The sequence below is a fragment of the Herbaspirillum hiltneri N3 genome (genome assembly GCF_001267925.1).
Classification (GTDB): Bacteria; Pseudomonadota; Gammaproteobacteria; order Burkholderiales; family Burkholderiaceae_D; genus Herbaspirillum; species Herbaspirillum hiltneri.
Genome location: NZ_CP011409.1, coordinates 121,273 through 133,340, shown reverse-complemented (window position 1 = coordinate 133,340; position 12,068 = coordinate 121,273). Strand labels below are relative to the sequence as shown.

Here is a 12,068-nt window from a genome sequence, read left to right as displayed (position 1 = left end):
CAAGACCTCATTGAATAGGCGGTCGCCTCGCCGGGCGGCTTGGCGGCCAACGGCTCAGTTAAGCGCCCACTCCTGCTTGGCCTGCATGACATACGTCTGCGGCGCCGACTCCAGCGTGTCGAACGTCACGATGTCATAGGCATCCGGCTGATCCAGCAAGGCGCGCAACAACTGGTTGTTCATGCCGTGGCCGGACTTGTGGGCATTGTAGCTGGCCAGCAGCGGATGGCCGATCAGGTACAGATCGCCGATGGCGTCGAGGATCTTGTGGCGCACGAATTCATTCTCGTAACGCAAGCCGTCGGCGTTGAGGATGCGGTATTCGTCCATGACGATCGCGTTCTCGAACGAGCCGCCGCGCGCCAGTCCCATGCCGCGCAAAGTCTCCACGTCCTGCATGAAACCGAAGGTGCGTGCGCGGGCGATTTCCTTGACGTAGGACTCGATGGCGAAATCGACTTCGGCGGTCTGGCCGGTGCCGTCCACTGCGGGATGGTTGAATTCGATGAAAAACTTGAGCTTGAAGCCGTTGTACGGTTCCAGCCGCGCCCATTTCTCCTTGGCGCCCTCGCCTTCGCGCACTTCCACGGGCTTTTTCACGCGGATGAATTTCTTGGCGGCGTTCTGCTCTTGCAAACCCGCTTGTTGCAGCAGGAATACGAACGACGACGCCGAGCCGTCCATGATCGGGATTTCTTCTGCGGTCAGGTCGATGTAGAGATTGTCGATGCCGAGGCCGGCGCAGGCCGACAACAGATGCTCAACCGTCGAAACGCGCGCACCGTCCTTCGACAGCACCGACGCCATGCGGGTATCGCCCACGCCGGTGGCCGACGCAGGAAACTCCACGACAGGATCGAGATCGACGCGACGGAAGATGATGCCGGTGTCGACCGCCGCCGGACGCAGGGTCAGTTCGACCTTGGTGCCGGAATGCAAACCGACGCCGACGGTCTGGACGAGATTCTTGATGGTGCGCTGTTTTAACATCCCGACATTATAGCCAAGATGCCATCCGGCCTGCTGCCGGCTTGCGCACTGTTGCAAAAAAATTCCGCACTGCAAAAAAACGTAAAAGGCGCGGGAGCAGCCCTTTCGGACCGCCCTCCGCGCCTTTCCGGTCAGGCCTCGGGGTGCCTGGAACGGCAGATCAGCCCAACTGGCCCAGCAAGGTCTCGGCGTTCGACACTTCGAACTTGCCTGGCGCTTCCAGGTTCAGTTGCTTGACCACGCCGTCTTCGACCAGCATCGAGTAACGCTGCGAGCGCACGCCCATGCCCTTTTCGGTCAGGTCGAATTCCAGGCCCAGCGCCTTGGTCAGGGTGGCGCTGCCGTCGGCCAGCATGCGCACGGCGCCGCCGGCTTTCTGATCGCGGCCCCACGCGCCCATCACGAACGCGTCGTTGACCGAGATGCACCAGATTTCATCGACGCCCTTGGCCTTGAACTCTGCCGCGTGCTGGATGTAGCCCGGCACGTGCTTGGCCGAACAGGTCGGCGTGAATGCGCCCGGCAGCGCGAACAGCGCGATTTTCTTGCCCTTGACCAGATCGGACACCTTGAACGTGTTCGGGCCGAGCGAGCAGCCTTCGGTTTCGGTCTCGATGAATTCAGCCAGGGCGCCTTCCGGCAGGCGATCGCCAACTTTGATGGTCATGATGATTTCCTTCTTGTGAGTAATTCGGGAATACGGAGTGCCATGAAAAAACAGGCAAAAAAACGCCGCGCCAGGAGGCGCGGCGCGCAGGCGATAGTATGCCTGTTTATGCCATCGGTTGCTGCCCGCGGAAACAGGCGGCAACCGGGGCCTGATGCTGCTTAGTCGGCTTGCTTGCGCAGGAACGCCGGAATGTCATACGTTTCCATGCCATTCTTTTCCAGCGCGCGCACGGTGTCGGAAGCCGACTCGCGACGCCATACCGCCGGCGCCTTCATGCCGCCGAAAGCAGCGCCGGTTTGCGCGCCGCCGTTGACACCGTTGTTCATGGTGCCGGTACCGGCCATCATCGGTTCATTGTGAGTGCCGGTGCGCAGCATCGGGGTCTGCACCAGTTGCACCGACTTGCGGCTGCGGCCCAGGCCGGTCGCCACCACGGTCACGCGGATGTCGTCGCCCATGCCGTCGTCGTACGCGATGCCTTGCGCGATCGATGCATCGGGAGCGGCGAAAGCACGCACGGTCGCCATGACTTCCTTGATTTCCTTGCCCTTCAGGTTGCGGCTGGCGGTCACGTTGACCAGCACGCCGCGCGCGCCGGACAGGTCGATGCCGTCGAGCAGCGGCGATGCCACTGCCTGCTCCGCCGCGACGCGGGCGCGATCCACGCCGGAAGCGGTGGCCGTACCCATCATGGCCTTGCCCTGCTCGCCCATGATGGTCTTGACGTCGTTGAAGTCGACGTTGATGTGGCCAGGCACGTTGATGATCTCGGCGATACCGGCAACGGCGTTGTTCAGCACGTCGTCCGCATGGCCCAGCCATTCGATCATGCTGTCGTCCTCATAGATCTCTTCCAGCTTTTCGTTGAGGATGATGATCAGCGAATCGACATGCTGCGCCAGTTCTTCCAGACCCTGGTCGGCGATGTCCATGCACTTCTGGCCTTCGTACGAGAACGGCTTCGAGACCACGGCGACAGTCAGTGCACCCAGCGACTTGGCGACTTCGGCCACCACCGGCGCAGCGCCGGTGCCGGTGCCGCCGCCCATGCCTGCGGCGATGAACACCATGTGCGCGCCGCGCAGCGCATCTTCGATGCGCGAACGGGTTTCTTCCGCCAGGCGGCGGCCGACTTGCGGCTGCATGCCTGCACCCAGGCCGGTTTCACCGATCTGGATGACGTTGTCGGCCTTCGACATTTTCAATGCTTGCGCATCGGTATTGGCTGCAATGAACTCAACGCCGGACACGCCCTTGTTGATCATGTGCTGCACCGCGTTGCCGCCTGCGCCGCCCACGCCCACGACCTTGATGATCGTGCCGAGAGTGGCATTGTCGAGCATATCTATTTCCATGATGACTCCTTAAATATATGTATGTGCAGCTTGCAGTTGATAGGCATCACGCGGTGTGACGACTAGCAACTGAGAACTGCGTGTTGCTGATCCGAAGACTGAATAACTAAAAAACCAATTGAATGCTGCGACTGCTTAAAAATTACCTAAAAACCATTCCTTCATACGCTGCCAGATTGCCTTTACCGAACCTTCCTGGCGGGTCACGATGTACCCGCGCAGATACTGCTTTTTCGCTTCCAACAACAACCCCAATACGGTGGAATATCGTGGACTGCGCACCACGTCGGCCAACTGGCCGCTGTATTCCGGCGTCCCCAGGCGGGCCGGCTTGAGGAAGATGTCCTCCGCCAGCTCAATCATTCCCGGCATCATCGCTGAGCCGCCGGTGAGGACGATGCCCGACGACAGCACCTCTTCGTAACCCGACTCGCGCACCACCTGATGCACCAATGCAAACAACTCTTCGACGCGCGGCTCGATCACCGCCGCCAGCGCCTGGCGCGACAGGGTGCGCGGATTGCGGTCACCCAGGCCCGGCACTTCCAGCGTCTCGGTCGGATCCGCCAGGATCTGCTTGGCCACGCCGTAGCGCAGCTTGATCTCTTCCGCTTCCAGGGTCGGCGTACGCAAGGCCATCGCGATGTCGTTGGTGATCTGGTCGCCGGCGATCGGGATCACTGCGGTGTGGCGGATCGCACCTTCGGTAAACACCGCCACGTCGGTGGTGCCGCCGCCGATGTCGACCAGCACCACGCCCAATTCACGTTCGTCCGGCGTCAGTACGGAATCGGCCGAGGCCATCGGTTGCAGGATCAGGTCGGATACTTCCAGACCGCAGCGGCGTACACACTTGACAATGTTCTGCACCGCCGACACCGCGCCGGTCACGATGTGCACTTTCACTTCGAGTCGGATGCCGCTCATGCCGATTGGTTCACGCACATCTTCCTGGTTGTCGACAATAAATTCCTGCGGCACGGTATGCAGCAATTGCTGGTCGGTCGGGATGTTGACGGCCTTGGCGGTTTCGATAACGCGCGACACGTCCGCGGCGCTGACTTCCTTGTCCTTGATCGCCACCATGCCGCTCGAATTGAAGCTGCGGATGTGGCTGCCCGCGATGCCGGTGTAGACATTGCGGATCTTGCAGTCGGCCATCAGCTCGGCCTCTTCCAGCGCGCGCTGGATCGACTCGACCGTGGCTTCGATGTTGACCACCACGCCCTTTTTCAGCCCCTTGGATTCGGACTGGCCCAGGCCGATCACCTCGTGACGTCCGTCCTGCAATACTTCCGCCACCACGGCCACCACTTTGGAGGTGCCGATGTCGAGACCGACGATCAGGTTTTTTGCGTCTTTTGTCATATCGTTCCGCTTATTTTTTCTTTCCGTTCAATGCAGCCAGTACCAGTCCATCCGCCTTCAGCGCCAGACCGTTCGGGTAACGCATGTCGACATTTTCAATCTTCTTCCCCTGCAGGCGATCCACCAGTTGTGGATAAACCGAGACCAGCCTGGCAATTCTTTCCTTCAGCGTGGCGTCGCTTTCGGCGCGCCCCAGTTCCACCGTGAGACCGTTGTCCAGCTTGACGGTCCACGCGTAACGATTGGACAGTGCCACCGATTCCGGCTCCAGCTTGATCGGCGCGAACCAGTTGCGGAACTGGTCGAAGCGCGCCACCACTTCCTTCTCGCTGCCGGCCGGCCCGTCGAACTCCAGCAGATCGCCGTCGTCTTCCGCCTCCGCCAGGTTGGCGGTGAATACGTCGCCCTTGACCGACAGCAAGCGACCGTCGTCGCCCCAGGTGCCGAGCGCGCGATGCTCTTCCAGCGTCACGATCAGCTTGTTCGGCCATTCACGCCGCACCATCGCCTTGCGCACCCACGGCACCGACTCGAAGGCGGCACGCACCGCATCGAGGTCGGCGGTAAAAAAATTGCCCTTGATGCGCGGCACCGCGCTGGCGCGTATCGTCAGCGGATTCACGCGACGCAACGGTTCTTCGGCCACGCCCTCGACGCGTATCGTCCTGAGCGTAAACATCGGCCGCTGCGCCAGCCACCACAGTCCGGACGCCAGCAATGCCAACGCCACCAGCGCCAGCAGGGCGTTGGTGGTTGCGTTGAGCATCTTGACGTCTTGCCACATGGTCGCGCCTTATCCTTTATCCGAAACGTCGGCATCACCGGCATTCGCCGCTGCGGGTGATTTCCACGCATCGGACGGCTTCAGGTCGAGTGCCGCGAATTTCAGAATCTCGTAGCACAGGTCTTCGTAAGTCATTCCTGCCTGGCGGGCCGACATCGGCACCAGCGAGTGTCCGGTCATGCCTGGCGAGGTGTTGATCTCCAGCAGGAACGGCTCGTTGTCCGAGGCGCGCAGCATGAAGTCGACGCGCGACCAGCCGCGGCAGCCGAGCGCGTTGTAGGCCTTCACCGCGAGTTCCTGTACGCGCTGCGTCAGCGCTTCGTCGAGCGGCGCCGGACACAGGTACTTGGTGTCGTCGGTGAAATACTTGTGCTGATAGTCGTAGTTGCCTTCCGGCGCGCGGATCTCGATGACCGGGAAGGCTTTCGCCTTGTTGTCCCCGCTCGTGCCCTTGCCCATCACCGGCACGGTCAGTTCACGGCCGGTGACGAATTCTTCGGCCAGCACCACCGCGTCGTATTGCGCGCACAGGTCGAAACCTTCCTGCATGTCGGAATAACCCGCCACCTTGGCGATGCCGATGGTCGAACCTTCGTGCGGCGCCTTCAGCATCAGCGGCAGACCCAGCACGTCGGGCACCTGGCGCAATTCTTCACGCGGCGTCGCGGCGCTGTCGAGCACCACGAAGCGCGGCGTCGGCAAGTCGTAACCCAGCCAGATGCGCTTGGTCATGACCTTGTCCATGGCAATCGAAGACGCCATCACGCCGGGGCCGGTGTAAGGAATGCCGAGTTGCTCCAGCGCGCCTTGCAGCGTGCCGTCTTCGCCGTAACGGCCGTGCAGCGCGATGAACACGCGGTCGAATTTCTCGGCCGCCAGTTCCGCCAGGCTGCGCTCGGCCGGATCGAAGGGATGCGCGTCGACGCCCTTGCTGCGCAGCGCCTTGAGTACGCCCGCGCCGGACATCAGCGACACTTCGCGCTCGGCGGAACGGCCGCCGAACAGCACGCCGACTTTGCCGAATCCGGCAGCTTGATTGATCTGGTTCATCATGCCCCCTGTCCTTGCGCCGCCAGCTTGGCCGGCACGCCGCTGATGGAGCCAGCGCCCATGGTCATGACGACGTCGCCGTCGCGCACCACATTCAGTATCGTTGCCGGCATGTCGGCGATGTCTTCGACGAACACCGGTTCGACCTTGCCCGCCACGCGCAAGGCGTGCGCCAGCGCGCGACCGTCGGCGGCGACAATCGGCTGCTCGCCGGCGGCATAGACATCGGCCAGCACCAGCACGTCGGTCGTCGACAGCACCTTGACGAAGTCTTCGAACAGGTCGCGCGTACGGGTGTAGCGATGCGGCTGGAACGCCAGCACCAGACGGCGGCCGGGATAAGCGCCACGCGCTGCGGAAATGGTGGCCGCGGTCTCGACCGGATGGTGGCCATAGTCGTCCACCAGCGTGAACGAACCGGCAGGTTTGCCGGCGGCGTCCTGCAGCTGCACGTCGCCGTAACGCGTGAAGCGGCGGCCGACGCCGTTGAATTCGGTCAGCGCCTTTTGCGTGTCGGCATCGGCGACGTCGAGTTCGCGTGCGATGGCGACGGCGGCGCAGGCATTCTGCACGTTGTGCATGCCGGGCTGGTTCAGGCTCACTTGCATCGGCGCGTAGCCGTCCTGGATCACGGTGAATTCCATCTTGCCGTCGACCGCCCGGGCATCGACGGCGCGGATGTCGGCGTCTTCGTGGAAGCCGTAGGTCAGGATGGGCTTGGAGATCATCGGCATGATTTCGCGCACGTGCGGATCGTCCAGGCACACCACCGCGACGCCGTAGAACGGCAGGCGCTGGGTGAACTCGACGAAAGCCTGCTTGAGCTTGGCGAAATCGTGGTTGTAGGTTTCCATGTGATCGGCATCGATGTTCGTGATGACTTCGATCACCGGCGTCAGGTTCAGGAACGACGCATCCGATTCATCAGCCTCGGCCACGATGAAGTCGCCCGAGCCAAGCTTGGCGTTGGCGCCGGCGCTGGTCAGGCGGCCGCCGATCACGAAGGTCGGATCGAGTCCGCCCTGCGCCAGCACGCTCGCCACCAGGCTGGTGGTGGTGGTCTTGCCGTGGGTGCCGGCAATCGCAATGCCCTGCTTCAGGCGCATCAGTTCGCCCAGCATCACCGCGCGCGGGACGATGGGAATATGTTTCTTGCGCGCCGCGACCACTTCCGGATTGTCGCCCTTGACCGCGGTCGACGTAACGATGGCGTCGGCGTTTTCAATGTTCTCGGCCGCATGGCCGTACAGGATGCGCGCGCCCAGTTGCGCCAGGCGCTGCGTGGCCGCGTTGCTGCCCAGATCCGAGCCGGATACGCCGTAACCCAGGTTGAGCAGGACCTCGGCGATGCCGCTCATGCCTGACCCGCCGATACCGACGAAGTGAATATTTTTAACCCGATGTTTCATTGCTTTACCAATCTTTCCAGCACCTGCGCAATCGCCTCATTGGCGTTGCGCCTGCCTTGTTCATATGCCGCCAGCGCCATTTGCAGGCAGGCAGGCCGATCCATTTTTTGCAGCAATGCCGCCAGGCTGTCCGGCGTCAGCCCGGTCTGCGGCAAATGCACTGCCGCCTTGTTCTGCGCCATCCATTTGGCGTTGTCGCGCTGATGCGAAGTGGTCGACGCCACCAGCGGCACCAGCACGCTGGCCACGCCTGCCGCGGTCAATTCCGACACCGTGATGGCGCCGGCGCGGCAGATCACCAGATCGGCGTCGGAGTAGCGGCGCGGCATGTCGTCGATGAAATCCACCACTTCCGCCTGCACGCCCGCCTGCGCGTACGCCGCACGCAAGGCCTCGATATGCTGTTTGCCCGATTGATGCGTCACCAGCGGACGCCGATCCGCCGGCAACCTGGCCAGCGCGGCCGGCACGCATTCATTCAATACTTTTGCCCCCAGGCTGCCGCCCACCACCAGGATGCGCAGCGGGCCGTCGTGACCCGCATAGCGCGTCGCCGGCAGCGGCAGCGCCAGGATTTCCTTGCGCACCGGATTGCCGGTGACTTCAGCCTTGGCGGCGGCCTTGCCGAAATCGGCAGGAAAACCGAACAGCACCTTGTCCGCCAGTGGCGCCAGCGTCTTGTTCGACAGCAGCAGGGCCGCGTCGGCGTTCACCAGCGCCAGCGGCACGCCGCGCAACCGCGCCATCGCGCCGCCCGGCACCGTCACGTAACCGCCCATGCCCAGCACCACGTCGGGGCGGCGCTTGCCGATGATCCCGTAGCAGGCGCCGAAGCTTGCCATCATTCGCCACACGCCCTTGAGCGTATGCATCAGTCCTTTGCCGCGCAGGCCGGCAAAGACGATGGAGTCCATCTCGACGCCATGCTTCGGCACCAGATCGCGCTCCATGCCGTGCGTCGTACCCAGCCAGGAAACCTGCCAGCCGCGCGCGCGCATGGTGTCGGCGATCGCCAGGCCGGGGAAAATATGCCCGCCTGTGCCGGCCGCCATGATCAGAAGACGCTTCGTCATAGCCGTCCTCCCCGCATCAGCACGCGATTTTCGTAGTCGATGCGCAGCAAAATCGCCAGGCCGACGCAATTGATCAGCACGCCCGATCCGCCATAACTCATCAGCGGCAAGGTCAGCCCCTTGGTCGGCAGCAAGCCGAGGTTCACGCCCATGTTGATGAAGGTCTGCACGCCGATCCAGATGCCGATGCCCTTGGCCACCAGGCCGGCGAACGTCAGGTCCAACGCAATCGCCTGGCGTCCGATTTCGAAGGAGTGCTTGATCAGCCAGTAGAACAGCAGCACCACCACCAGCACGCCGGCAAAGCCGAGTTCTTCGCCGATCACGGCCAGCAGGAAGTCGGTGTGCGCTTCCGGCAGGTAATGCAATTTTTCCACGCTGCCGCCGAGGCCGACGCCGAACAGCTCGCCGCGGCCGAAGGCAATCAGCGAGTGCGACAACTGATAGGCCTTGCCGAGCGCGTTCTCTTCCACCCATGGATTCATGTACGCAAAAATCCGCTCGCGCCGCCATGGCGACAAAATGATCACCAGCGAAAAGATTCCCACCAGCGTGGCGCCGATGCCGCCGAACCAGATGCCGTTGATGCCGCCCAGGAACAGGATTCCCATGGCGATGCAGACGATCACGCCGAATGCGCCGAGGTCGGGCTCCAGCAGCAGCAGCAAACCGACCACGCCTACCGCCAGCGTCATCGGCATGAAGCCCTTGGTCAGCTTGTGCATCACTTCCTGCTTGCGCACCGTATAGTCGGCGGCGTACAGCACGATGAACAGCTTCATCAATTCCGACGGCTGCAGATTGAATACCTTGAACGACAGCCATCGCTTGGCGCCGTTGACGCCCTTGCCGATGCCCGGGATCAGTACCATCGCCAGCAGGATCAGCGTGCCGACGAACAGATACGGCGCCAGCTTTTGCCAGGTCTCGATCTTGATGCGGAACACCAGCAGGCCGGCCAGCAGCGAGACGCCGATGAACATGGCCTGGCGGATCAGGAAATGGGCCGTCTTGTAATTGGCGTACTTGGGCGAGTCGGGCAAGGCGATCGACGCCGAATACACCATGACCATGCCGAACAGCATGAGCAGCAACACCACCCATACCAGCGGCTGGTCATATTCCATCATGCGCGAACGCTGCTCGATGCCGCTGATGCCTTTCAGGCTGCCGCTGCTGCTGCCCGAGCGCGCGCTGCCGCGCACGCCAGGTTCATCCTTGGCGCCGAACCAGCCGGTGATCGAGGGCAGCGTCAGTTTCATCACATTACCTCACCGCGCGACAAGGCCAACTCACGCACGGCATTAACGAAAACTTCGGCGCGATGCGCATAGTTGCGGAACATGTCGAAACTGGCGCACGCCGGCGACAGCAGCACGGCATCGCCACCGCGCGCCATGGCGCCGGCTTTTTCGACGGCTTCTTCCAGCGTCGCGCAGTCAATCAGTTCGATGCCGCTGTCGGCCACGGCGCTGCGGATGGCGCCGGCATCGCGGCCAATCAGGAACACGGCGCGACCGTACTTCGACAGCGGTTCGGCCAGCGGCGCGAAATCCTGTCCCTTGCCTTCACCGCCGGCAATCAACAGCAGGCGATTCGGCGTGCCGCCATGACCGAGGCCATTGAGCGCGGCCACGGTGGCGCCGACATTGGTGCCCTTGCTGTCGTCATAATATTCCACGTCCTGGATGGTCGTGACCAGTTCGACACGGTGCGGTTCGCCGGTATATTCGCGCAGGCCGTGCAGCAGCGGCGCCAACGGCAAGTCGACGGCGCGGCACAGCGCCAGCGCGGCCAGGCCGTTGAGCGCATTGTGCAAGCCACGAATGCGCAAGGCGTCGGCGGGCATCAGGCGCTTAAGCTGGAACGGCTGCTCGGCCACTTCCTTGGGGTCCTTCTTGCGGCGGCGGCCTTCGGGTTTTTCTTCGTCTTCGATGGCCACGGCGTTGGCCAGCCACAGCATGCCGTTTTCATCGACCAGGCCGAAGTCGCCGGCCTTGGTCGGCTCACTCATGCCAAAACTAGATATGTTCGCGCCCGGCCTGGTCATCTGCATGACCAACGGATCGTCGCGGTTGAGCACGCGCACGGTGTTGTCGCCAAAAATCTTCGCCTTGTCGGCGGCGTAGGCTTCCATATCGCCGTGCCAGTCGAGATGATCCTGCGTGACGTTGAGCACGGTCGCGGCGCTTGGCTGCAGGCTGTGCGTGGAGTGCAGCTGGAAGCTCGACAGCTCCAGCACCCAGGCTTGCGGCAGGATGCCGGTGTAGACTTTTTCGGGTTCGGGCGGCGGCAGTTCGAGCTGCAACGGGCTCGTGTCTTCTTCGTCGGCAGATCCGGCTTGAGGCGGTGCGGCTTCTCCTGCTGGGTCGCCCTGCTCTGCCTGTGCTTGCGCGTCGAGCTCCGGCGCTACTTCGCCAACGATCGCGGCAGCTTCAGCGTCCGATTCTACGTCTGATTCTGCGTCTGATTCAGCATCCGGCACTGCCGAGGCGTCGACACTCAGCATCGCATCGCCTTCCATCCGGGCGGCCTGGGTCGCCGGTGCACCGGCTTCCTTCAACTCATTCGCGGCTTCATCGATGGCGGCCTGCAGTTCAGCGGCTTCTTCCTGTTCACGCAATTCCAGCTGGGCTGCGGCTGCTTCAGCTGCTGCGGCGAGTTCGGCTTCTTCCGCTGCCTTCCGTGCAGCTTCGGCTGCTTCGATGGCGGCTTGTCGCGCAGCCTCCGCAGCAAGCTTTTCAGCTTCCACCGCATCGGCCTCGGCTTGCAAGGCGGCGGCTTCCTGCTCGATCCGTATTTGTTCTGCAACTACCTTGGCGTGCGCGTCATCATCGATCAGCGCCTGACGCAAGACGTCCAGCACTGCCGGGCTGATATTGCCCGCGACCTTGGTAGTCAGGCCTGCGCGGCGGCACAGCATGCCGGTCAGGGTGGTGACGGTGGTCTTGCCGTTGGTGCCGGTGATCGCCAACACTTTCGGTGCATAAGCTCGTCCTTCGCGCAACGCCGCCAGGGCTTGCGCGAACAATTCCATTTCACCCCACAGCGGGATGTTGCGTTCGTTCGCGGCGGCGGACACCGCCGCCAGTTCGCGCCCGGGTGCCAGGCCGGGACTGACGGCGACGAAGTCGACGCCGTCCAACAAATCGGCCGACAAGGCCCGGCCGCCGACAAATTCGATATCGCCGGACGCCGCGCGCAATGCCGCCAGGCGCTCAGTCACGGCCTGCTCGTCGCGGGTGTCGGCCACACGCACGCGCGCGCCGCAATGGACCAGCCATTGCGCCATCGCCAGACCGGATTCACCGAGTCCGAGCACCAGAGCGTGTTTCTCGACGTAATTCATTCTTTAATACCTGAGTCTTT

Annotated in this window: 10 protein-coding genes; all 10 read right to left on the bottom strand. The window is 62.9% G+C overall.

The window, feature by feature from the left end; genetic code table 11:
• Positions 1-54: 54 nt before the first annotated feature.
• Positions 55-990: a UDP-3-O-acyl-N-acetylglucosamine deacetylase gene (gene lpxC, locus F506_RS00560; protein WP_016835715.1), complete on the bottom strand. Its 936-nt coding sequence runs from the start codon at positions 988-990 to the stop codon at positions 55-57.
• A gap of 160 nt (positions 991-1,150) precedes the next feature.
• Positions 1,151-1,657, bottom strand: a complete 507-nt coding sequence (locus F506_RS00555; protein ID WP_053194790.1) for a peroxiredoxin — start codon at positions 1,655-1,657, stop codon at positions 1,151-1,153.
• 161 nt (positions 1,658-1,818) lie between these two features.
• The gene (ftsZ, locus tag F506_RS00550) at positions 1,819-3,015 is read right to left on the bottom strand and encodes a cell division protein FtsZ (RefSeq protein ID WP_053194788.1); all 1,197 of its coding nucleotides are present in this window, start codon (positions 3,013-3,015) and stop codon (positions 1,819-1,821) included.
• A gap of 135 nt (positions 3,016-3,150) precedes the next feature.
• The gene (gene ftsA, locus F506_RS00545; protein ID WP_007878109.1) at positions 3,151-4,383 is read right to left on the bottom strand and encodes a cell division protein FtsA; all 1,233 of its coding nucleotides are present in this window, start codon (positions 4,381-4,383) and stop codon (positions 3,151-3,153) included.
• Between the two features lie 10 nt (positions 4,384-4,393).
• Positions 4,394-5,167, bottom strand: a complete 774-nt coding sequence (locus tag F506_RS00540) for a cell division protein FtsQ/DivIB (protein ID WP_053194787.1) — start codon at positions 5,165-5,167, stop codon at positions 4,394-4,396.
• A 9-nt stretch (positions 5,168-5,176) separates the two neighbouring features.
• Positions 5,177-6,217, bottom strand: a complete 1,041-nt coding sequence (locus F506_RS00535; RefSeq protein WP_407638234.1) for a D-alanine--D-alanine ligase — start codon at positions 6,215-6,217, stop codon at positions 5,177-5,179.
• A complete protein-coding gene (gene murC, locus F506_RS00530) occupies positions 6,217-7,626 on the bottom strand; it encodes a UDP-N-acetylmuramate--L-alanine ligase (protein ID WP_053194783.1) in 1,410 nt (469 codons plus the stop codon). Before murC ends, F506_RS00535 begins: the two co-directional genes overlap by 1 nt.
• Positions 7,623-8,699 carry an undecaprenyldiphospho-muramoylpentapeptide beta-N-acetylglucosaminyltransferase gene (gene murG, locus F506_RS00525; protein ID WP_053194781.1) on the bottom strand — a complete coding sequence of 359 codons (1,077 nt, stop codon included), beginning with the start codon at positions 8,697-8,699 and terminating at the stop codon, positions 7,623-7,625. The genes murC and murG overlap by 4 nt, the downstream gene beginning before the upstream one ends.
• Positions 8,696-9,961, bottom strand: a complete 1,266-nt coding sequence (ftsW, locus tag F506_RS00520; RefSeq protein WP_053194779.1) for a putative lipid II flippase FtsW — start codon at positions 9,959-9,961, stop codon at positions 8,696-8,698. The genes murG and ftsW overlap by 4 nt, the downstream gene beginning before the upstream one ends.
• Positions 9,961-12,048, bottom strand: a complete 2,088-nt coding sequence (gene murD, locus F506_RS00515) for a UDP-N-acetylmuramoyl-L-alanine--D-glutamate ligase (protein WP_053194777.1) — start codon at positions 12,046-12,048, stop codon at positions 9,961-9,963. The genes ftsW and murD overlap by 1 nt, the downstream gene beginning before the upstream one ends.
• Positions 12,049-12,068 lie beyond the last annotated feature (20 nt).